Source organism: Methylorubrum podarium, from assembly GCF_040270385.1.
GTDB lineage: Bacteria > Pseudomonadota > Alphaproteobacteria > Rhizobiales > Beijerinckiaceae > Methylobacterium > Methylobacterium podarium.
In genome coordinates this window covers 1-20,511 of the sequence record NZ_JBELQE010000127.1, presented here as the reverse complement: position 1 = coordinate 20,511, position 20,511 = coordinate 1, and the positions used below count along the sequence as shown (strand labels likewise).

Here is a 20,511-nt window from a genome sequence, read left to right as displayed (position 1 = left end):
CCACGTGAAAACGTCGAGCCTTTCCGGCAGGGAAGTGTGCCGGATCGATCTTCACGAAAGCCTAAGGCGGGACGCGACCGGGATGTCGCGGGATGGGACAGGGGCCGGGTCATCGTCGGGCTCACGCCGCGGCGGCGGAGGCAGTCCGCACCCGCTTCGCGCGGAACGCGGCGGCGTAGCCGCACAGCACGTCGGTCGCCATGCGGTTCATCGAGAACCGGGTGCGGAGCGAATCGCTGAGCGCGCGCGCGCGGCCGTCGCGGGTGGCGGGCGCCTCGTCGAGGATGCGGATGATCGCGGCGCTCAGCGCCTCGTCGTCACCCGGCGGCACCAGATCGCCGGACAGGGCGCCGAAGATCTCGGGGATTCCGCCGACATTGGTCGCGACGAGCGGCTGGGCCGCCGCGGCCGCCTCCAGCACGACGTAGGGGAGGGACTCCGCGAGCGAGGGCACCACCATGACGCGGCCGCGGCCGAGCACGGGGCGGATCGCCTGGGGCGGCTCGAAGGCGATGGCGTCGCGCAGGCCAAGATTCTCGGCCATGGCCGCGAGGCTCTCGGTGTCCGGCCCGGAGCCGACCATCAGCAGGCGCAGCTTGCGGCCCCGGTTCCGCACCTTCGCGAGCGCCCGCAGCAGCACGGGGAGCCCCTTCGCTTCCCGCAACTCGCCGACATAGACGAGATCGAACGGATCCGCCGACGTCCCGACGGGCGCGAACTCGACCTCGGCGATGCCGTTGTGAACGATCCGTTCGAGGCGCGGCGACCCGCCGGCATAGGCGGCGTGGCGGGAGGCGACGTACTCGCTCTCGAACAGGAACAGGTCGGTCGCCTGGGCCATCACCCGTTCGGCCGCCATGTAGACGCGGTGCAGGGGTGTTCCCGGCCGGTAATTGTAGCTTCCGCCATGGGGTGTGTAGGCGCGGATCACGCCGCGGCCCGCCCGGCCCAGGGGCGCGAGCCGGGCGAAGACGCCGCCCTTGGCGCCGTGACCGTGAAGCACGTCGACGCCGACGGCGAGCGCCCGCGCCCGCACGGCGCGCAGGGCCGCGAGATCGCTGACATGCGGATTGCGGTGCATCGGGATCCGCGTGACGCCGAGGGCGAGATGCGGCGAGAGTTCCGCGAGCGCGCGCTCGGCCCGCTCGCCTCCGGTCGAGGCGTCGCAGACGAGGCCGACGGCGTGCCCGGCCTCGGCCTGGAGGCGGGTGAGATCGACGACGTGGCGGAACAGTCCGCCGACGGGAGCCCGGAACACGTGGAGGATGCGGTGGCGCTCGCCCGCGCCGGTGCGGGACGAGAGGTCTGCGACCGGGTTGCCCGCACGGCTCTGGGGCGGGGCGGTCAGAGGAGCGGCGATGGGAGCGGCCACGTCAGTCGATCTCCGCGCGGGCGATCCCGAGGCGGGAGCCCATTCGGCGGAAGATTCGGCACGGCGCCGTCAGCACAGGGTTAAGAGGCGGGCTCGGGAGAGCCAAAACAGCTCCGCGCGGGGCGTCGGGGGGCGCCTTTCACGGATCGCGGTTAGGCGTTGGTGAACGCTGACGGAAGACGGATCAGAAGAACCGCTCCTTGACGACGATCGTGTCGCCCGGCCGCACCGGGTAGGACATCGGCACGATGCCGTTGATGAGCCCGCCCTGACCCTCGCGCGTCAGCACGGCGTAGTCGCGCGCCGCCCGCGGTCCGAAGCCGGCGGCGATCGCCACCGCGGTCTCGACGGTCATGCCGTTGACGTAGGGGTACTGGCCGGAGGTCGTGACCTCGCCGAGGATGTAGAAGGGCCGGTAGGCATCGACCTCGACGGTGACGTGCGGCTCGCGCACGTAGCCCGCGGCGAGCTTCGACTCGATCAGCCGGGCGGCCTGCGCCGTGGTCTGGCCGCCGACCTGGACGACGCCGATCAGCGGCATCGCGATCCGCCCGCCGCCGTCGACCGCGTAGATGTTGGACAGGTTGTCCTGTCCGAACACGATGACCCGCAGCTTGTCGCCCGCCGCCAGGGAGTAGCGGGCGCCGATGGAGCCGGTGCCGGTGGCGTCGAGATCGACGGTCCGGAAATCCGGGCGCAGGCAGCCGCCGAGCGCGAGAACGGACGGAAGAGCCAGGAGGAATGCGCGCCGGTGCATCGCCATCGCCGTTGTGGGGAACCTCGGCCGTTCTTTAAGGGAGCATGGTTAACGAATGCTGATCCGGCCGCGGTCTGCGTAGAAGCGTATTTCCGGCGACCGGCCTCGTCCCGAATTCAGAGCAATGGAGGATTCAGGTCTTAACGGGGTGTCAACCTTAACCGCCTCAATTGGCGCAAGACGGGTGAATTACCCCGATTCCGCGTCCTGCCTTCGTAAAGACTGCCCATGCCGCGCCTCAGGCTGTCGACCGATCCGTCTCTTCCGCCCTCCGGCGGCCCCGGTGGGCCCGGCGACGGGCTGGCGGTGTCGCAGATCGCGGGCGTCCTGCGCCGCTCATGGGCCTGGATCGCCGTGCCGACCCTGTTGGCCACGCTCGGTGCCGGCGTCTTCGTGCAGGTCGTGACCCCGCGCTACACCGGCGAGGCCAAGGTCCTGCTGGAGAGCCGCGATCCCGCCTTCGCCCGCACCGCCGCGGAGCGGACGGATCAGCCCCAGCCGATCGACGAGCAGGCCGTGGCGAGCCAGGTGCAGGTGGCGATGTCGCGCGACCTCGCCCGCGAGGCGATCCGCGGCCTGAAGCTCGTCGGCAACCCGGAATTCGATCCGGAGGCCGAGGGGGTCTCGGCGATCCGGCGCACGCTGATGATGCTCGGGCTCGTCTCGGCGCCGATGGAGCGCGCCTCCGAGGATCGCATCCTCGAAAACTATCTCGACCACCTGCTGGTCTATCCGGTCGGCAAGTCGCGCATCCTCGCCGTCGAGTTCCGCTCGCGCGATCCCGAACTCGCCGCGCGCGGCGCCAACACGGTGGCCGACCTCTACCTCGCCTCGCTGGAGGCGGCCTCCGTCGACACCGCGCGCTACGCCTCGACCTGGCTCGGCAACAACATCGCCACCCTGCGCGCCCGCGTGGCCGAGGCCGAGGCGAAGGTCGAGGCGTTCCGGGCCAAGCACGGCCTGATCGGCACGGGCAGCAGCGCCGCCGCGCAGCCGCTCTCGTCGCAGCAGCTCTCCGAACTGTCGAGCCAGCTCTCGCAGGCGCGCACGATCCAGGCGGACCTGACCGCCCGCGCCAAGCTCCTGAAGGACATGATCAAGGAGGGCCGCGCCTTCGAGATCCCGGACGTGGCCAACAACGAGCTGATCCGGCGCACGGTCGAGAGCCGCATGGCGATGCGCGCGCAGCTCGCCCTCGAATCGCGCACGCTGCTCCCGGCCCATCCCCGGATCAAGGAGTTGACCGCCCAGGTCCAGGATCTCGAGAACCAGATCAAGGCCGCCGCCGAGCGGGTGGTGCGCACCCTCGAGAACGACGCCAAGATCGCCGGCGCCCGCGTCGAATCCCTGCGCGCGGCGGTCGAGGGGCAGCAGGACGTCGTCGCCAAGGGCAACAGCAGCGAAGTCGAGCTGCGGGCCCTGGAGCGCGAGGCGAAGTCCCAGCGCGAGCAGCTCGAATCCTACCTCTCCCGCTACCGCGAGGCGGCGGCGCGCGATGCCGAGAACGCGAGCCCGGCCAATGCCCGCGTGGTGTCCCGCGCGGTCGTGCCCGACCTGCCGTCCTTCCCCAAGAAGATCCCGATCGTTGCCTTTGTGACGCTGCTCGCCTTCCTGCTCGCCAGCGCCGCCGTTGTCGGCCGCCACCTCCTCGTCACCCCTCCCGGACCCGACGGGGACCGCACGGGCGATGAGGGCGAGCCCGCCTTCGCCGGCCCGACGACCGAGCGTCCGCGCGACTTCTATCCCGAGCCGGAGCCGCCGTCCCGCCGCCGCCCCGCCTACGAGCCGGTCTACGGCGGCGCTTACCCGGCTTCCGCGACGGATCGCTTCGCTCCGGCCCTCGCCTTCGCCCATTCCCTGCGGGCGACGGCGACGGTGCACCACCCCGTCTTCGCCAGCACGGCGCCGATCGGACCCGATGCGGCGGCTCAGGAAGAGGTGCGCGCCGAGGGTGCGAAGGCGGCCAAGGGCGGCCCCGGCGTTCCGGTGAAGTCCGCCAGCTCCTCCGCCGACCTCGACGGATTGATCGCCCGGCTGGAGGGCGGGGCGGGTTCGTCGCGGGCCGAGGGGCAGCCGAAGGGCGGCTGCGTCCTCGTGGTTGAAACCCTGCGCGCCGACGGGACGCCCGGCCTCGCCTCGAACCTCGCCCGCGTGCTCGGCCCGCGCCGCCAGACGCTGCTGGTCGATGTCAACGGCGCGGCCTCTGATCCGTCCCAGCCGGGGCTGACCGATCTGGTGGCGGGCGAGGCCGACTTCCTCGACGTGATCCAGCCGGTGCGCGGCTCGCGGCTCCACGCGGTGAAGCGCGGCGTGGCGCCCGTGGACGTGCTGCTGGAGGAGCCTCAGGGCCTCGCCATCGGCCTCAACGCCCTGTCGCAGAGCTACGACTGGGTGCTCTGCCGCCTGGACGCGGGCACGGCGCGGGATGCGGACGAGCTGATCCCCGCGGTCGGACCCTGCATGGATGCGATCGTGATCGCCTCGGACGCGGCGTCCGACGACCCGGCCCTCGTCTCGCTCTACCGTCTCGCCAAGGAGACGGGCGTGCGTCAGGTGGTGGTGGCCCGCCAGCGCGAGGATGCGGCGCTCGATGCGCGGCTGGAGACCATGCCGCTGCGGCTCTCGGCCTGAGCCGAGGCGTCCCAGGGAGGCGACGAGGGGCGCCGTCGTTCAGCCTCCCGTCCACTCCTTCTCGTCCGCTTCCGTCATCGCGGCGGCCACGCGCAGGGCCCAGAGGTTCGCACCCAGAACGGCCGCGAGCAGAGCGCAACCGGCGATCATGCTGGCCGAAAGCAGGGTTGGCACGGCACCTCTCCGAGCCGCGGCGGTGGTTCCGCCGGCTCTGATCGGAAAGAGACCGGCGGAACCGCCGAGCCTCGCTAAGGGGGGCCGCGTTCGACCCGGCCCACGGACCATGCCCGCGCGGCGAACTGGCCGCCTTAACAAAATTTGGAGTTGTGCCCGGCGAGCCCTCGCCGCTCCCGTCACCGGGATCGGTTCGGCTCGCCCGCGCCGCGGACGTGGCCACTTATGTCCCTGAAACCGTGATCGAATTTTTCGAGTTTGGCGGCCCGAGGGCGGTCTCGCCACGGCCTGCGACAAGGCGCCGCAGGCAAGGATACAGTCTGTCTCGGATGCGAACTTTTTGCCGGCTTATCTCAAGTCGGAGGGCTTCGCCGCACCGATCTGCAGATCAGCCGGCCGCTCGCGAAGTCTAGAACGGCAGCTTCATGCCCGGCGGCAGCGGCAGACCTTTGGTCAGCTCCGCCATCTTGTCCTGCGCCGTCGTCTCGGCCTTGCTGCGGGCGTCGTTGCAGGCGGCGACGATGAGATCTTCCAGGATCTCCCGCTCGTCGGCGACCATCAGGCTCGGATCGATGGAGACGCCGAGCACCTGGCCCTTCGCCGTCATCCGCACGCTCACGGCGCCGCCGCCGGAGGCGCCCGACACCTCGACCGAGTCGAGTTCCGACTGGAGCGAGGCCATCTTCTCCTGCATGGCCTGGGCCTGCTTCATGATGCCCATGAGGTCGCGCATGACGGGTCCGCTCCGATTCGGGTCGAGGAAGGAATTCGTCTCCCGCACTTAGGCGCGGGACGTGTCGGCCGCCAGGGTGGGACGCGCGATCGATCAGGCGTCGTCGTCCGCGTCCTCGTCCTCGGCCGGCGGGGCGGCCGGTCCCGCGCCCGGCGCCGCCGCCTCGGCGGCCTCCGCCTCCGGCGCCTTGTCGCGGATATCGACGATCTGCGCGCCGGGAAAGCGCGACAGGACCTCCCGCACGAGCGGGTGCGCGGCGGCGTTCTGGTGGCGCGTCTCCTCGGCGGCCCGCGAGTTTTCGGCGAGGGTCGGCGCCCCCTCCTCCCGGGACAACGCCACCAGCCAGCGCCGCCCGGTCCAGGCGTCGAGCGCCCGGGCGAGGTCGGTGGCGAGGCTCTGCCGGCCGCCCTGCGCGAGGCGGAACTCGATCCGGCCCTCCTCGAAGCGCACGAGATGCACGTCGCGCTCCAGCGCCACCTTCAGGGCGATGTCGCGGGCGGCCTCGGCCTGGGCGACCACGTCCTCGAACCGCCCGAGCCGCGGGCCGGCGGGGGCGGGCGGGGCCGGCCGCGGCGCCGGATCCGCCGCGGCGGCCGTGACGGGAACGGCGGTGAGGGCCGGCCGGGGCGAGGGTTGCGGCGCCGGCGGCGCCATCTGCAGGGCCGCCGAGCCGTGCGAGGCTGGTCCGCCGCCGCCCCCGAGGCTCGGGCGGCCGGCACCGCCCTCGGCGGCGGCCATGTCGGCGCGAAGCTGGCGCAGCGCCTCGTCGGGGGTCGGCAGGTCGGCGGCGTAGGCGAGCCGCACGATCACCATCTCGGCGGCGGCCAGGGGGCGCGGGGCGGCCTGCACCTCGGGCAGCGCCTTGAGCAGGATCTGCCACGCCCGCGACAGCGCCCGCACGGCCAGGCGCCCGGCGAACTGGGTCCCGCGCACCCGCTCGGCCTCGCTCAAGGTCGGGTCGGCCTCGGCCCCCGGCACCAGCTTGAGCCGGGTGACGAGGTGGGTGAAGCCGGCGAGGTCCGAGAGCACCACCGCGGGGTCGGCGCCGGCATCGTACTGCGACCGGAGCTCGGCGAAGGCGGCGGGCACGTCGCCGCGCATCGCCGCCTCGAACAGGTCGACGATCCGCGAGCGGTCGGCGAGCCCGAGCATGTCGCGCACGCCCGCCGCCGTGACCGCGCCCGCCCCGTGGGCGATCGCCTGATCGAGCAGCGAGAGCGCGTCGCGCACCGAGCCTTCCGCCGCGCGGGTGACGGCGGCGAGCGCCTCGTCCTCGGCCTCGACCCCTTCGGCGACGCAGATCTTCTTCAGGTGGGCGGAGAGCACGTCGGCCTCGACCCGGCGCAGGTCGAAGCGCTGGCAGCGCGACAGGATCGTCACCGGGACCTTGCGGATCTCGGTGGTCGCGAACACGAACTTGGCGTGGGGCGGCGGTTCCTCCAGCGTCTTCAGGAAGGCGTTGAACGCCTTCTCCGAGAGCATGTGGACCTCGTCGACGATGTAGACCTTGTAGCGGGCCGAGACCGGCGCGTAGCGGATGCCGTCGATGATCCCGCGCACGTCGTCGATGCCGGTATGCGAGGCGGCGTCCATCTCCAGCACGTCCATGTGCCGGGATTCCATGATCGCCTGGCAGTGCAGCCCGAGTTCCGGCATCGACACGGTGGGGCCGGTATCCGGCTGGCCGGTGCGGAGATAGTTGAGGCCGCGGGCGAGGATGCGGGCGGTGGTGGTCTTGCCGACGCCGCGCACGCCCGTCAGCATCCAGGCCTGCGGGATGCGGTTGGCCGAGAACGCGTTGCCCAGCGTGCGCACCATGGCGCCCTGGCCGATCAGGTCGTCGAAGGTCTGGGGTCGGTATTTTCGCGCCAGCACCCGATAGGGCGTCGCGGCCGGGACAGGCGCGGCGGCGGCCATGCCGGGCAGGCCCGGCTCGTCGGTGAGCGTGCCGTGCGTCTCGTCCATGCCGCCGTTCGGAAATTTTTAGGGGAGGCCGGGCCGTCCGGCGCGAGCGGACGGCGAGGGTGGGAGGCTGGACAAAGACCCGCTCGGTCTCGTTAGGGCTGCTTCCTTCCGGACCTGACCCGGTTGGCGAGTGAAACGTCCCTCGCCAACCTCCCGCGCCGTATATGACGGTCCGCGCCGCGGGATGCAAGCGGGATGCAGGCGGGTTGCCTCGCCCGATCCGCGCGGCCATGCTTCCGGCACGAGGGGGAGGGACCATGCCCGAGGGGACTTTGCGGACGACCACGATCCCGGCGCGCCTGGCCGCCTTGGCGCTGCTCGCGGGCCTGTCCGTCCCCGCTCTCGCGCAGGAGCGGGCAAAGGAGCCGGCGCAGGAGGGAGCGCCCAAGGACTGGCAGGGGCGCTACCGCTACGCGCACGCCGCCGGGCGGACGGCGGGCGGGACGGGCATCGTCGTGACCTACGAACTGGCGCTGTTGCCGCCGGATGTCCGCGACGGCTGCATCCTCACCCTGCGCGGCTTCCAGACCGACGAGACGCTCCGCTGCCGGACCCGCCGCGAGGGGCAGGATCTCTCGGTCGCGTTCCACCGCTACGGCGATGGCGGGACGGTCAACAAGTACGGGGTGGCGGTCTACAAGCCGGACGAGCCCCTGTTCACCCTCGCGAAGGACACGGGCGGCCGGCTGGTCACGCGCTGGCAGGGCCTCAAGCCGGACGGCGAGGGCGTCGCCGGGAGCGGCGCCTTCTTCGCGAGGGCGAAATAGCCCCGGGGGCGGCGGCTCCCCGGGGCCGAAGCCTCACTCGGCCTTGCGCTTCGTGATCTCCATCGTCTTCGGATCGAGCTTGAGGTCGAACTGCTTGCCGTTGGCGTCGATGGCGTCGTCCACCTCGATCATGCCGTCGTCGAGTTCGATCTCCTTCCACTTGGTGAAGCCCTCCTTCTTCAGGATGTCCTCGACCTTGGCCTGCTGGTCGGGCGGCAGCTTCTCGTCGGCGAGCACCGGACCGCTGAGGAGGGCGAGGCCGAGCGCGGCGGCGGCGAGCGGGCGGACGAACATGGACGGCTCCTTCGGCAAATCGATACCCGGCGAACGATCCATGCCACGGGTTGTTCCGGCCGCCGCGTGCGTATGGCCCCGCTCGTGATTGCCAGCGCGCGAAGTGCCGCCTAGGCTGCAACCTCCGCGTTCGGAGCCTATCGAGACCATGGTCACGCGCGTCGCCACCGTCGCCTTCGAGGGGATCGAGGCGCGCGCCGTCGACGTGCAGGTGCAGATCGCCCCCGGCGCCGTCGCCTTCACCATCGTCGGCCTGCCCGACAAGGCGGTGGCGGAATCGCGCGAGCGGGTGCGCTCGGCGCTGATCGCCTCGGGGCTGGCGCTGCCGGCCAAGCGCATCACCTGCAACCTCGCCCCGGCCGACCTGCCGAAGGAGGGCTCGCATTACGACCTGCCGATCGCGCTCGCGGTGATGGGCGCCATCGGCGCGCTGCCGGCGGACGCGCTCGGCGGCTACTGCGTGCTGGGCGAGCTGGCGCTCGACGGCTCGATCACCGCCGTGGCCGGCGTGCTGCCGGCGGCGATGGCGGCGAACGGACGGGGGCTCGGCCTGATCTGTCCCGCCGCGACCGGCCCGGAGGCGGCCTGGGCCGCGGGCGACATGGACGTGCTCGCCCCGCGCTCGCTGATCCAGCTCGCCAACCACTTCAAGGGCAGCCAGGTGATGGCCCGGCCGCAGCCGGCGGTGGCCGCGCCCGCCGGGCCGATGCCGGATCTGCGCGACATCAAGGGCCAGGAGGGCGCCAAGCGCGCCCTCGAGATCGCCGCGGCCGGCGGCCACAACCTGCTGATGAACGGCCCGCCCGGCGCCGGCAAGTCGATGCTCGCCGCGCGTCTCCCCTCGATCCTGCCGCCGCTGGGGCCGCGCGAGCTGCTCGAAGTCTCGATGATCCAGTCGGTGGCGAGCGAGCTGAAGGGCGGCGCCCTCTCGAACCGCCGGCCGTTCCGCCAGCCGCACCACTCCGCCTCCATGGCCGCGCTCGTCGGCGGCGGCCTCAACGCCCGGCCCGGCGAGGCCTCCCTCGCCCATGGCGGCGTGCTGTTCCTCGACGAGCTGCCCGAATTCACGCCGCAGGTCCTCGATTCCCTGCGCCAGCCGATGGAGACGGGCGAGATCATGATCGCGCGGGCCAACCACCGGGTGACCTACCCGGCCCGCTTCCAGCTCGTCGCGGCGATGAACCCGTGCCGCTGCGGCATGGCGCTGGAGCCGGGCTATGCCTGCCGCCGGGGGCCGAACGAGCGCTGCGTGGCGCAGTACGGCGCCCGCATCTCCGGGCCGCTGCTCGACCGGATCGACCTGCGGATCGAGGTCGCGGCGGTCACCGCCGCCGACCTGATCCTGCCGCCGCCCGCGGAAGGCTCGGCCGAGGCCGCCGCGCGGGTCGCCGCCGCCCGCGGGCTCCAGAGCGCGCGTTACGCCGCCCTCGGCCTGCCGGCCGCGACCACCAACGCCACCTGCCCGGCGACCGTGATCGAGACCGCCGCCGCGCCCGATGCCGAGGGGGCGGCGCTGATCCGCCACGCGGCGGAGACCATGCGGCTCTCCGCCCGCGGCTTCCACCGGACGCTCCGCGTCGCCCGGACGCTGGCCGACCTCGACGGCGAGGCGCAGGTGCGGCGGCTGCACTTGGCCGAGGCCCTGTCCTACCGGGCACGGGGCGAGCGGCCGGCGGCCGCGGCCTGACGCCCTCGGCCCCTCTCCGGGGCCGGTCCGGCCATTGCCACGCCCTTTCGCCGGGCACATAGTCGGGCCCAACACGACAGGGGCGGCCGGCTCGCCGGAACAGACCCCGTGCGAGGGAGGGAGCGGGTGGCGCACGGCACGCAGATGCGCGGGCATCTGTGCGGAATCCAGACGGCCTGGACGGATGCGGGCGACGCCCCGGGCGCGGTCGCGGCCGTGGCGGAGGCTCTCGACCGGGCGGCGGTCGGCTACCTGATCGTGTTCTTCTCGCCGGCCTACGACGCGAATGCCCTCACCGCGGCGCTCGCCGCGCAGTTTCCCGGCGTCGGGCTCACCGGCTGCTCCACCTCCGGCGGGATCAGCCCGGCCGGCTCGATCGATCGCGGCCTCGTCGCCATCGCCTTCCCCCGCCAGGGCTTCCGCATCGCCGCGGGCCTGCTCACCGACATCGCCCGGCTCGACGTGGAGGGGGCCGCCGCGACCGTGCGGGGCCTGCGCCGCGCCCTCGACGGGGGGCGGCCCGACGGCGGCAGCGGCCACCGCTTCGCCCTCTCCCTGATCGACTCGCTCGCCAACGCCGAGGAGACGGTGGTCTCGGCGGTGGCCTGGGCGCTCGACGGCATCCCGCTGATCGGCGGCTCGGCCGGCGACGACCTCGCCTTCCGCAGCACGGTGCTGATCCACCAGGGCCAGGTCTGCCGCGAGGCGGCGGTGATCCTGTTGGTCGAGACCGATTTCCCGATCCGCATCTTCAAGAGCGACAATTTCGAGCCGACGAACCGCAAGTTCGTGGTCACCGCCGCCCGCGAGGAGGAGCGGCGCGTCACCGAACTGAACGCCGAGCCCGCGGCGCGGGAATACGCCATGGCGGTGGGTCTCGACCCGGAAAACCTGTCGACGATGTCTTTCGCCGCCTACCCACTCGCGGTGAAGATCGGCGGCGAGTATTACTGCCGCTCGATCAGCCGGGTCGAGCCGGACGGCTCGATGACCTTCTTCTGCGCCGTCGGCGAGGGGGTGGTGCTGACGCTGGCCCAGCCCCGCGACATCGTCGAGGCGACGCGGGCCGAGCTGGAAGGGCTCGACGAGGCGCTCGGCGGGCTCGACCTCGTGATCGGCTTCGATTGCGTCTTCCGCCGGCTCGATGCCGAGAGCCGGCAGGTGCGCCACCGCATCGCCGAGCTCTACAAGCGCTACGGCGTGGTCGGCTTCGAGACCTACGGCGAGCAGTACCGCTCGATGCACCTCAACCAGACCTTCACGGGGATCGCCATCGGCCGGGCCGAGGGGCCGGTGGGCCGGGGCGTGAAGGCGGTGACGTGAAGACTGCGCCATGAACCGCCCGACCCTCTGGACGGAGCCCCCGACCGAGCCGCAGACCGTCGAATCCCTGACGCATCGCGTGGCCAAGCTCGAGCGCATCAACGCCGCGCTGATGGCCCATGTCGAGCGCACCATGGACCAGCAGGGCGGGGCCTACTCGCTGTTCCAGACCGCGATCATGCTGGAGGGCCGCGTCCGCGCCCGCACGGAGGAATTGACCGCGCTGATGCGCAGCCTGGAGCGCTCGAACGAGGCGATGCAGGCGGCCAAAGAAGAGGCCGAGACCGCCAATCGCTCGAAGACGCGCTTCCTCGCCGCCGCCAGCCACGACCTGCTCCAGCCCCTCAACGCCGCCCGCCTCTCGCTCTCGGCGCTGACCGACCTCGCGCCGGGGCCGGAGGCGAAGGCGGTCGCCCGGCAGGTCGAGCGCGGCCTGGAGACGATCGAGGACCTGATCAAGGCGCTCATCGACATCTCGAAGCTCGATGCCGGCATCGTGCGGCCCGTGGTGAAGCCGGTGCGGCTCGCCGACCTCGTCGCCGGGATCGAGGCGAGCTTCCGGCCGTTTGCCGAGCGCAAGGAACTGCGCCTCGTCACCCGCTGCGCCGACCTCGTGGTGGAGACCGACGGAATCCTGCTCCAGCGCATCCTGCAGAACCTCGTCTCCAACGCGATCCGCTACACCGAGCGCGGCGGCGTGCTGATCGCCGCGCGGCGTCGGGACAAGCGCTGCCGGATCGACGTGGTCGATACCGGCTGCGGCATCCCGGAGAACGAGCGGGCGCTGATCTTCGAGGAATTCTTCCGCGGCGGGCGCGAGGGCGACGACGGCGGCGTCGGCCTCGGGCTCGGCCTGTCGATCGTGCAGCGCATGGCCTCGACGCTCGATCACGCCCTCGCGCTGCAGTCCCGCACCGGCCACGGCACGCGCCTGAGCCTCACCCTGCCGCTCGCCGCGCAGCGGCCGGACGCGCGGGTGCCCCTCGCGCCGCTGGCGACGGCGCTGACGGGCGCGCGGGTGCTGGCGATCGAGAACGACGCCTCGACGGCGGAGGCGCTGCGGCGGCTCCTGCGCAGCTGGGACGCCGAGGTGCAGGTGTTCCGCGACCTCGCCGGCGTCGTGGCGGCTCTGGGCGCCGGGCTGGCGCGGCCGGACGTGATGGTGATCGACTACCACCTCGACAACGGCGCCTGCGGCCTCGACGTGGTCGATTACCTGCGGCGCAACCGGGGCTGGGTGACGCCGGTGATCCTCACCACCGCCGACCACGGCGCCGACATCGCCGCCCGCGCCCAGGCCACGGGGGCCGAACTCGTCCACAAGCCGATCAAGCCGGCGCAGCTGCGCTCGCTCTTGGCCTACATGCTGGCGTGAGCGCCGGACGGGCCATGCCAAATCCGATCGATCTCTTCGTGATGGCGGATTTGGGCCACGCTCAAGCGCCTCGCGGGCTTCCCGGCGCGGTTTCCGGCTGATCACCTCGGTGCTTGCCTACTGCCGTCATCGCGAGGCGGAGCCGAAGCGATCCAGCGCGCGACCTCTCAAGAAAGGGCGCGCCCTGGATTGCCACGGCTTCGCCTCGCAATGACGGAGAAGAAACCGAAGTGATCAAGCGGATGACGTATCAGAGCGCGCTGAAGCGCCGCTCGCCCATCAGCCGGTCGCGGGCGCGGGCGATGAGGGCGGGGCGGATGCGGGCGACGTCCTCGCCGTCGAGGAGCGGCGAGCCGGCCAGCGCGCCGAGATAGGCCTCTTCCCGGTCGCGGCAGGTGGAGACCGCCTTGGTCGCGGCGAAGCTCCGGCTCGTGGTGCGGACCTGATCGGAAAAGGCCTCGTCGAGGCAGGTCTGCCACGCGGCGTGGCGCGCGCCCTCCGAACTCTCGGCGCGCGCGGGGAGAGCCGCGAGCAGGGCGAGGGCGGGAAGGCTGGCGAGGAGGACGCGACGCATGGGCAAGCGGACCCTGGGACGGCGAACCTGAGGCGTGGACGGCGTTTTCCGGGGCGGTGCCCGCTCGCGGAAACGTCTCGTCAACCTTGGTCGCCACCCCGTTAAAGTCTGCTAACGCGCGAGAGGTGGGCTTGGTCCCGTTTCGGGACCGGAAAAGGTTGGCTCAGCGGTTGGCGGCGGTGAGCGGCGAGGCGTCGCGGCCGAGCGCCATCCAGCCCACCGCTTCCTGGCTCTCGCGCTTGACGAAGGTGTAACCGGTCTGGCGCCAGGGCAGCACCGCGTTGGTCTTGTTGTCGAGCACGAGGTCGCCGCGGTTGGTGAGGATGGTGAGGACGGCATGGCCCTCGCCCTTCTCGTCGATCACCACGGTCATCCGCATCGCCCGGCGCGGCAGGCCGGCCTCGACCAGCAGCCGGCGCTTGAGGAGCTGGAAGTCCTCGCAATCGCCGCGGCCGTCCTCGGCGAGGTCCCAGCGGTCGGCGGCGCGCCAGTGATCCTGATCGGTCACCGCCTCGACCGCCCGGTTGATCCGGCGGTTCACCGCGTTGATCGCCTGCCACAGGGCCGGCGTCAGGGTGATGCTGGCGGGCTCCGTGCGGTCGACCGCGCACTCGGCCGGGTAGCGCTCGCAGAACTCGGCCCAGGCGGCGATCGGCCGGGCCGGGCCGGTGGTGACCGCCGACAGGCTCATCGCCGGAAGCGCGGCGGTGGTCTGCGCCTCGGCCCGCGGGGCCGGCGCGGCGAGGAAGGCCCCGGCCAGGGCGAGGCCCGCCAGCAGGCGGGTCGTGACAGCGCGCGAGGGCCGAACGACACAGAGCTTGGAGAACGCGATACGCATGGCCCTGACCGAGCAGTTAAGCTTCCGTTAATGAAGGTCTCACAGCCGCTGGCCCGCCGCAATCGCCGGGTTAAAAATCGGTTAACGCGATCCGTCGCATTTGAGGGGATGGCCGCGGGGGAAGGGTCGGGCCTGCCGGCGCGGTCCGAAACAAGTCCGCGGCACCGTCACCCGGCTCGGTGGTCCGGCCGGCACGGGGCCTGCTACGCTCGAGCGCAGCCCTCGACCCAAAAAGCCTTTCCGATGACGAGCGAAGTGCCTTCCGCCGAAGCCGTGCAGCCGACCGATCGCGGGCCGCCGGTGATCCGCACCGTGGCGATGCCGACCGACACGAACCCCGCCGGCGACATCTTCGGCGGCTGGCTGATGGCGCACATGGACATGGCCGCCGGCAACGTCGCCGCCCGCCGGGCGCGGGGGCGCTGCGCCACGATCTCGGCGGAGGCGATGACCTTCCACCGGCCGGTCTTCGTCGGCGACGAAGTGAGCTTCTACGCCTGGATCGTGAAGACCGGCCGCACCTCGATGGGCATCCAGGTCGAGGTCTGGCGCCGGGAGCGGGAGGGCGAGGCCACGATGAAGGTGACGGAGGGCCTCTTCACCTTCGTCGCCATCGGCCCGGATCGGCGGCCGCGGCCGATCCCGGAAAACGCGTGACCGGCGACGTCACCGCGGCGGCAGGGACAGGAAGAAATCGACGATGGCGCGGCTGGCGTCGAGCTGTGGGCTCACGCGGCCGATGAGAAACGGCGGGGCGAATTGCGCACCGCCCGGCCAGGCATGGCCGCCGCCGACGACGGTCAGAACCGTGACCGGACCGGCGGCCGCGCAGCCCGTATGGCGCCTGCGAACGATGCGGGTCGGATCGGCGGGGACGGCCGGCGGCAGCGTTTCCTCCGCGCTCCGGCGATCGCAGCCGTTGCGCCGCGCCCAGACATCGACGGTGTCGGCCACCGACGCGACTTGGCCGCCCTCGCCGCGCCCGCCGAAATCCGCGACCCGACCGCCGGCGAACGGCATGATCGGATCGGCCGTGCCGCTGACCTGCATCACGGCGACGGTTCGGGCGGGCCGGCAATGCGGGGCGAGATCGGCGGGGAGCGTCCCCGCGACCGGCGCGATGGCGGCGATGCGCTCGGACAGGTCGCAGCCGAGACGCTCCGTGAAGAGCGCACCGTTGGAGAGGCCGGTCGCGTAGATGCGGTGGCGATCGACGGGCAGGCTCGCCGCGACACGGTCGAGCAGCGCGGCGACGAAGCCGACATCGTCCTGCGGGTTGCGGATCGTCGCGCGGCCGTCGTTCCAGTGTCCGTCGATCCCGTCCGGGTAGACGGCGACGAAGCCGCGCGCGTCGGCCAAGCCGTCGAGCCCCGTCAGGCGGCGCATCCGGGCGCCCCGGCCGCCGCCGCCGTGGAAGGCGAGGACGACGGGAAAGCCGCTCGGCGGCGGCGACGCGTCCGGGATGTGGAGGGTGTAGGTCCGCGCCGTATCCCCGATCCGAACCTGCTCCGACCGATCCGCCGCCGAGGCTGCCGTCGCGAGACCGAGCGCGAGCAGGGCCGCGATGGTGGACAGGCGCCGCATCGAGACCCTCGAAGAACTCAGTGCATCGTCAGCGTGGTGAGCCGGCGCGCGCCCGCGTGCTGGTGGAGGAAGGCGCTCATCTCGGCGAGCACCGGCGCCTTGCGGCGGAAGCTGACGGAGAGCGCGAGCAGCGTGTCGGAATGGTCGAGGCCCTCGTAGACCCGCTCCTGAACCGGCACGCGGGCGGTGCGCAGGCGCTCGGCGAGGCTCGCGGTGTTGCGGGGCTTCACCACAGTGTCCTTGTCGCCGGTGGCGAGGAAGGTCGGCGGCGAGTGGGCGCCGGCGAAGGAGACGGGCTGCGTCGCCTCCGGGTCGGGCGCCTGCCCGAACACCTCGATCGAGGTTGTCTGGTCGAAGGGCAGGAAGTCGTAGGGGCCCGACAGCCCGGCGACCGCCCGCACCGCCCGCGGATCGACGCCGGCCTGGCGCAGATATTCCGGGTCGAGCCCGAGCATCGCCGCGTTGTAGGCGCCCGCCGAGTGGCCGGCGAGCACGATCCGGTTCGGGTCGCCGCCCTGCGCGGCGATGTTGTTGCGCACCCAGGCGATCGCCGCCGCCCCGTCCTTCAGGAACTCGGGAAAGCGCGCTTTCGGGTAGAGCCGGTAGTCCGGCAGCACGGTCACGAAGCCCTGCGCGGCGAAGGCCTGCGCGGCGAAGGCGTAGTCGTCCTTGCTGCCGCTGCTCCACGAGCCGCCGTAGAAGAACACCAGCACCGGCGCCCGCTCCACCGGCACCGTCGGCACGAACACGTCGAGGCGCTGGCGCGGATCGGCGCCGTAGGCGGCGTCGCGGACCGCGAGGCGCCCGCCCTTGTCGCGCGGCCCCAGCGCGTCGAACAGCGCCAGCGGCGAGCAGCCGCTGAGCCCGAGGGCGGTGAGCCCGAGGCAGACCAGGGAGACGAGGGAGACGAATGCCTTGATCATGTGACTCGTGATTGACGCGGCGGTCGCGGCGGATTCATGGCCGCTTGGTGACGACCTTGGGCGGTTTTGGGAGTTATGTCCTCAGGACGATGCAGGCGCCGCCGACCCCGCGGATCTTCTGGCACAGGCCGTCCGCGGCGGCCCGGCTCTCGGCCGGAATGCGCACCCGGTAGAAGGTGCGGGTGCCGCGGAAGCGCAGGCGCGTGCCGATGATCATCGGCCGCACCTCGCCGATCACGCTGGTGTAGCGGGTGCGCGCCCGCTGGAAGCTCGCCAGCGCCAGCGACTTGGAAAAGTTTCCGGCGAGCTGCACGCCCCAGGGCGCGGCCGGGCCGCCCTCGATCGCCAGCGCGAACCGGTCCCCGCGCGACGGGATGCGCAGGGCCGCGGTCACCTGCAGGCAGGTCTGCGTCTCGGCCTCCGGCGGGGGCGGCTTGTCCTCGGGTTTCGCCTCGGCCTTCTTCCCCGCCGGATCGGACCCTTCCGGCATCTCGACGGCGGCGTTCGGGCGCCAATCCTCCGCCGGCCGGCCGGTGATGGCGATGACGTAGGCCCGCGTCTCCGCGGGCAGGCCGCCGCTGCCGGCGAGCCAGGCCGAGACCCGCCCCGGCCCGCCGTTATAGGCCGCCGCGGCGAGGCCGAGATTGCCGAATTGCCGCTTGAGGTCGGACAGGAAATGCGCGGCGTGCGGGATCGCCTGTTCGGGGTCGAACGGATCGCCGAGGCCGCGATCCCTGGCCGTGCCCGGCATGAACTGCGCCACGCCCTGCGCGCCCGCCGGGCTCACCACGCCGACGCGGAACGAGCTCTCGCGCCAGATCAGCCGGGTCAGGAACGGGACCGGCAGGCTGCGGGCCCTCGCGGACTCCTCGATCAGCCGGCAAAGCGCCTGCTCCACCGTCTCGCTCTCGGGCGAGGGAGCCGCGCGCGAGGGACCGGCGAGCACGGCGAGGGCGGCCGGCAGGAGGACGAGGGCGAGACGGGGCACGGCGGCTCATCTAGGGCGACGTTTCCGTAAGGGGATGGCCGTCGTCCGACTTGGATGGTCCTGCATCATGAGCAGGCATCATGATGCAGGTCTTGCACTCACCCGGCAGCGTTGTCCCTTCGAGCGCTTCTTAGAATCGCACTATTTTTCTACGCTCCCCCACGTTAGGCTCGATGCTTGCAACGAGCCGGACGCCAAGATCCAGAGGTCAAGATCCGGCCGCGCGAGGAGGAACACCATGCTCGAAGAGCGCATCTCGGAGATCGAGGCTGAGGCGGCCGCCAAGACGGTGTCCGAGGCCGTCACCCGGCTCGGCGCCTGCCCGCACGACTGCCCCGATACCTGCTCGATGATCTACACCGTCGAGAACGGGCGGCTGATCGACGTGCGCGGCAACCCCGACCATCCGATGACCCGCGGCGCGCTCTGCGGCAAGCTCAAGGACTTCGACCGCCACCATTACAACCCCGACCGCGTCCTCTACCCGATGCGCCGCGCCGGCCCGAAGGGCAGCGGCCAGTTCGAGCGCATCACCTGGGACGAGGCGCTTTCCGAGATCCACCGCCGGTTCAGCGGCATCATCGCGACGCACGGGGCGGAGGCGATCCTCCCCTACAACTACCTCGGCAACGAGGGCGTGGTGCAGGGCCTCACCGTGGGCGACGCCTTCTTCAACCGCCTCGGCGCGACCGTGGCCGAGAAGACGTTTTGCGGCTCCGGCTCGTGCACGGCGTGGCTGCTAACCGTCGGGCCCACCAACGGCACCGATCCGATGAGCTTCGAGCAGTCGAAGCTGATCGTGATCTGGGGCTGCAACTCGGTCTCGACCAACCTGCACCACTGGCACGTGGTGAAGGAGGCGCAGCGCAACGGCGCGAAGGTCGTGGTGATCGACCCCTACCGCTCGCGCACGGCGGCGCAGGCCGACTGGCACCTGATGCCGAAGCCCGGCACCGACGGGGCGCTGGCCATGGCGATGATCCACGTCATCATCGAAGAGGGCCTGACCGACGACGACTACATCGCCCGCCACACCGTCGGCTTCGAGCCGCTCAAAGAACGGGCGCGGGCCTTCACCCCCGAATACGCCGCCGCGATCTGCGGCATCCCGGCCGAGGACATCCGGCACCTCGCGCGGGAATACGCCACCACCCCCAACGCGGCGCTGCGGCCCGGCGTGGCGGTGGAGCGCAGCGCGGGCGGCGCCCAGGCGCTGCGCGCCATCTTCTCGCTTCCCGCGCTGACGGGGTCCTGGAAGGATCCGGGCGGCGGCGTCTACCAGATGCCGCTGTGGGAGTTCCCGGTGCACTGGGACCGGGTCTGCCGGCCGGACCTGATCCCGGAGGGCACGCGGGTGCTCAACGTGCTCAAGCTCGGCGAGGTGCTGACCGGCGAGGCGGGAATCGAGCCCGGCATCCATGCCCTGATGGTCTACAACGCCAACCCGGTCTCGAACTCGACCGAGACTGCCAAGATCAAGCGCGGCCTCGCCCGCGAGGACCTGTTCACGGTGGTCAGCGAGCACTTCGTCACCGACACCGCCCGCTACGCCGACATCCTGCTCCCGGCCACCATGGCGGCCGAGCACGACGACATGATGTTCTCCTGGGGGCACTTCTTCTTCACCCTGAACCAGAAGGCGATCGAGCCGCCGGGCGAGACGGTCTCGAATGCCGAGCTGTTCCGGCGGCTGGCCAAGACCTTCGGCTTCACCGAGCCGCAATTCTCCATGAGCGAGGCGGAACTCATGGAATGGTATCTCGACTGGGAGAGCCCGAAGCTCGGCGGCATCTCCATGGATCATTTCCGCCAGCACGGCTGGTACCGCCTCAATATCGGCGACCCGGCCACGCGCACCCCGCACGCGGAGGGCAACTTCCCGACGCCGTCGGGCAAGTGCGAGTTCTACTCGGAGGCGGCGGTCACGGGGGGCAACTTCGTCGCCCCGCCCTTCCGCCAGATGTACGAGCACTTCCAAGGCGGCGAGCCCCTCGACCCGCTGCCGGGCTACGTGCCGGCCAACGAACGCCCGGAGACGAATCCGGGGCAGGCCGAGCGCTATCCGCTCAACATCGTCTCGCCGAAGAGCCACGGCTTCCTCAACTCGCAATACGCCAACGAGGCGCACAAGGTCCGGGCGCAGGGCGAGCAGACGATCCTGATCAACCCGGCCGACGCGACGATCCGCGAGGTCACGGACGGGGCGCTGGTGCGCGTCTTCAACGACCGCGGCGCCTTCCACGGCCAGGCGCGGGTGACCGACGAGGTGCCGCCGGGGCTGGTGATCGCCTCGCTCGGCTACTGGCACTCGCTCAACCGCGACGGGGCGGTGAACGTCATCAGCGCCTCGACCTACGGCGGCATGGGCCACTCGCCGACCTTCAGCGACAACCTCGTGCAGGTCGGGCTGGCGCAATGACTTGGCTTTAACCCTCCCCCCTCTGCGGGGGAGGGTGCCCGCGCGAGCGGGCGGGAGAGGGGGCGGCTCAGGTCTTTCCGGAAGCGGCGCTCCCCTCACCCGACCCC

General features: G+C 71.9%; 18 protein-coding genes and 1 other RNA gene. 7 read left to right on the top strand and 12 right to left on the bottom strand.

Features of this window, described 5'->3' with window-relative positions; translation table 11 throughout:
- Nucleotides 1-121 precede the first annotated feature (121 nt).
- Both ABS772_RS24680 and ABS772_RS24675 read right to left on the bottom strand, forming a co-directional pair.
- On the bottom strand, nt 122-1,372 hold the full coding sequence (locus tag ABS772_RS24680; RefSeq protein ID WP_350397320.1) for a glycosyltransferase family 4 protein: 1,251 nt from the start codon (nt 1,370-1,372) through the stop codon (nt 122-124).
- A 184-nt stretch (nt 1,373-1,556) separates the two neighbouring features.
- Nucleotides 1,557-2,135 (bottom strand): polysaccharide biosynthesis/export family protein, encoded by a 579-nt coding sequence (locus tag ABS772_RS24675; RefSeq protein WP_350397319.1) that lies wholly within the window; start codon nt 2,133-2,135, stop codon nt 1,557-1,559.
- A gap of 222 nt (nt 2,136-2,357) precedes the next feature.
- Here ABS772_RS24675 and ABS772_RS24670 point away from each other — a divergent pair, with 222 nt between their 5' ends.
- A complete protein-coding gene (locus ABS772_RS24670) occupies nt 2,358-4,760 on the top strand; it encodes a GumC family protein (RefSeq protein ID WP_350397318.1) in 2,403 nt (800 codons plus the stop codon).
- Between the two features lie 39 nt (nt 4,761-4,799).
- On the opposite strand, the gene ABS772_RS24665 is transcribed toward ABS772_RS24670, so the two are convergent.
- From ABS772_RS24665 to ffs, 4 genes are all read right to left on the bottom strand, one after another.
- Nucleotides 4,800-4,934, bottom strand: a complete 135-nt coding sequence (locus tag ABS772_RS24665; protein ID WP_350397317.1) for a hypothetical protein — start codon at nt 4,932-4,934, stop codon at nt 4,800-4,802.
- Nucleotides 4,935-5,343: 409 nt separating this feature from the next.
- Nucleotides 5,344-5,667: a YbaB/EbfC family nucleoid-associated protein gene (locus ABS772_RS24660; RefSeq protein ID WP_350397316.1), complete on the bottom strand. Its 324-nt coding sequence runs from the start codon at nt 5,665-5,667 to the stop codon at nt 5,344-5,346.
- A gap of 93 nt (nt 5,668-5,760) precedes the next feature.
- Nucleotides 5,761-7,632, bottom strand: coding sequence for a DNA polymerase III subunit gamma/tau (locus ABS772_RS24655; RefSeq protein WP_350397314.1), 1,872 nt, complete (start codon nt 7,630-7,632; stop codon nt 5,761-5,763).
- Between the two features lie 58 nt (nt 7,633-7,690).
- Nucleotides 7,691-7,787, bottom strand: an RNA gene (ffs, locus tag ABS772_RS24650) — signal recognition particle sRNA small type.
- A 117-nt stretch (nt 7,788-7,904) separates the two neighbouring features.
- On the opposite strand from ffs, the gene ABS772_RS24645 reads away from it, so the two are divergent.
- Complete coding sequence (locus tag ABS772_RS24645) at nt 7,905-8,399, top strand: DUF5991 domain-containing protein (RefSeq protein ID WP_350397335.1); 495 nt, start codon at nt 7,905-7,907, stop codon at nt 8,397-8,399.
- 33 nt (nt 8,400-8,432) lie between these two features.
- On the opposite strand, the gene ABS772_RS24640 is transcribed toward ABS772_RS24645, so the two are convergent.
- The gene (locus tag ABS772_RS24640; RefSeq protein ID WP_350397313.1) at nt 8,433-8,693 is read right to left on the bottom strand and encodes a PepSY domain-containing protein; all 261 of its coding nucleotides are present in this window, start codon (nt 8,691-8,693) and stop codon (nt 8,433-8,435) included.
- 148 nt (nt 8,694-8,841) lie between these two features.
- Here ABS772_RS24640 and ABS772_RS24635 point away from each other — a divergent pair, with 148 nt between their 5' ends.
- The 3 genes from ABS772_RS24635 (at nt 8,842) to ABS772_RS24625 (ending at nt 13,078) form a co-directional block, all read left to right on the top strand.
- On the top strand, nt 8,842-10,380 hold the full coding sequence (locus ABS772_RS24635) for a YifB family Mg chelatase-like AAA ATPase (RefSeq protein ID WP_350397312.1): 1,539 nt from the start codon (nt 8,842-8,844) through the stop codon (nt 10,378-10,380).
- Between the two features lie 126 nt (nt 10,381-10,506).
- Complete coding sequence (locus ABS772_RS24630) at nt 10,507-11,703, top strand: FIST N-terminal domain-containing protein (protein WP_350397311.1); 1,197 nt, start codon at nt 10,507-10,509, stop codon at nt 11,701-11,703.
- Between the two features lie 10 nt (nt 11,704-11,713).
- Nucleotides 11,714-13,078 carry an ATP-binding response regulator gene (locus tag ABS772_RS24625; RefSeq protein WP_350397310.1) on the top strand — a complete coding sequence of 455 codons (1,365 nt, stop codon included), beginning with the start codon at nt 11,714-11,716 and terminating at the stop codon, nt 13,076-13,078.
- A 250-nt stretch (nt 13,079-13,328) separates the two neighbouring features.
- Here ABS772_RS24625 and ABS772_RS24620 read toward each other — a convergent pair whose 3' ends face one another.
- Together ABS772_RS24620 and ABS772_RS24615 are read right to left on the bottom strand one after the other, a co-directional pair.
- Nucleotides 13,329-13,652, bottom strand: a complete 324-nt coding sequence (locus ABS772_RS24620; RefSeq protein ID WP_238257852.1) for a hypothetical protein — start codon at nt 13,650-13,652, stop codon at nt 13,329-13,331.
- Nucleotides 13,653-13,815: 163 nt separating this feature from the next.
- Complete coding sequence (locus ABS772_RS24615; protein WP_350397309.1) at nt 13,816-14,490, bottom strand: transglutaminase-like cysteine peptidase; 675 nt, start codon at nt 14,488-14,490, stop codon at nt 13,816-13,818.
- A 243-nt stretch (nt 14,491-14,733) separates the two neighbouring features.
- On the opposite strand from ABS772_RS24615, the gene ABS772_RS24610 reads away from it, so the two are divergent.
- The gene (locus ABS772_RS24610) at nt 14,734-15,147 is read left to right on the top strand and encodes an acyl-CoA thioesterase (RefSeq protein ID WP_238257856.1); all 414 of its coding nucleotides are present in this window, start codon (nt 14,734-14,736) and stop codon (nt 15,145-15,147) included.
- Nucleotides 15,148-15,156: 9 nt separating this feature from the next.
- Here the strand turns inward: ABS772_RS24610 and ABS772_RS24605 are convergent, their stop codons facing one another.
- The 3 genes from ABS772_RS24605 to ABS772_RS24595 form a co-directional block, all read right to left on the bottom strand.
- Nucleotides 15,157-16,074 carry an alpha/beta hydrolase family esterase gene (locus ABS772_RS24605; RefSeq protein WP_350397308.1) on the bottom strand — a complete coding sequence of 306 codons (918 nt, stop codon included), beginning with the start codon at nt 16,072-16,074 and terminating at the stop codon, nt 15,157-15,159.
- 17 nt (nt 16,075-16,091) lie between these two features.
- Nucleotides 16,092-16,997 (bottom strand): alpha/beta hydrolase, encoded by a 906-nt coding sequence (locus tag ABS772_RS24600; RefSeq protein WP_238257858.1) that lies wholly within the window; start codon nt 16,995-16,997, stop codon nt 16,092-16,094.
- A 73-nt stretch (nt 16,998-17,070) separates the two neighbouring features.
- On the bottom strand, nt 17,071-17,985 hold the full coding sequence (locus ABS772_RS24595; RefSeq protein ID WP_350397306.1) for a lytic transglycosylase domain-containing protein: 915 nt from the start codon (nt 17,983-17,985) through the stop codon (nt 17,071-17,073).
- Nucleotides 17,986-18,223: 238 nt separating this feature from the next.
- Here ABS772_RS24595 and ABS772_RS24590 point away from each other — a divergent pair, with 238 nt between their 5' ends.
- Nucleotides 18,224-20,404 carry a molybdopterin-containing oxidoreductase family protein gene (locus tag ABS772_RS24590; RefSeq protein WP_350397305.1) on the top strand — a complete coding sequence of 727 codons (2,181 nt, stop codon included), beginning with the start codon at nt 18,224-18,226 and terminating at the stop codon, nt 20,402-20,404.
- Nucleotides 20,405-20,511: the final 107 nt, after the last annotated feature.

Coding starts and splice junctions, on each gene's coding strand:
- ABS772_RS24655 (WP_350397314.1), bottom strand. CDS start 7,632: ATGGACGAGACGCACGGCACGCTCACCGACGAGCCGGGCCTGCCCGGC.
- ABS772_RS24600 (WP_238257858.1), bottom strand. CDS start 16,997: ATGATCAAGGCATTCGTCTCCCTCGTCTCCCTGGTCTGCCTCGGGCTC.
- ABS772_RS24670 (WP_350397318.1), top strand. CDS start 2,358: ATGCCGCGCCTCAGGCTGTCGACCGATCCGTCTCTTCCGCCCTCCGGC.
- ABS772_RS24610 (WP_238257856.1), top strand. CDS start 14,734: ATGACGAGCGAAGTGCCTTCCGCCGAAGCCGTGCAGCCGACCGATCGC.
- ABS772_RS24590 (WP_350397305.1), top strand. CDS start 18,224: ATGCTCGAAGAGCGCATCTCGGAGATCGAGGCTGAGGCGGCCGCCAAG.
- ABS772_RS24605 (WP_350397308.1), bottom strand. CDS start 16,074: ATGCGGCGCCTGTCCACCATCGCGGCCCTGCTCGCGCTCGGTCTCGCG.
- ABS772_RS24675 (WP_350397319.1), bottom strand. CDS start 2,135: ATGGCGATGCACCGGCGCGCATTCCTCCTGGCTCTTCCGTCCGTTCTC.
- ABS772_RS24615 (WP_350397309.1), bottom strand. CDS start 14,490: ATGCGTATCGCGTTCTCCAAGCTCTGTGTCGTTCGGCCCTCGCGCGCT.
- ABS772_RS24635 (WP_350397312.1), top strand. CDS start 8,842: ATGGTCACGCGCGTCGCCACCGTCGCCTTCGAGGGGATCGAGGCGCGC.
- ABS772_RS24625 (WP_350397310.1), top strand. CDS start 11,714: ATGAACCGCCCGACCCTCTGGACGGAGCCCCCGACCGAGCCGCAGACC.
- ABS772_RS24640 (WP_350397313.1), bottom strand. CDS start 8,693: ATGTTCGTCCGCCCGCTCGCCGCCGCCGCGCTCGGCCTCGCCCTCCTC.
- ABS772_RS24660 (WP_350397316.1), bottom strand. CDS start 5,667: ATGCGCGACCTCATGGGCATCATGAAGCAGGCCCAGGCCATGCAGGAG.
- ABS772_RS24620 (WP_238257852.1), bottom strand. CDS start 13,652: ATGCGTCGCGTCCTCCTCGCCAGCCTTCCCGCCCTCGCCCTGCTCGCG.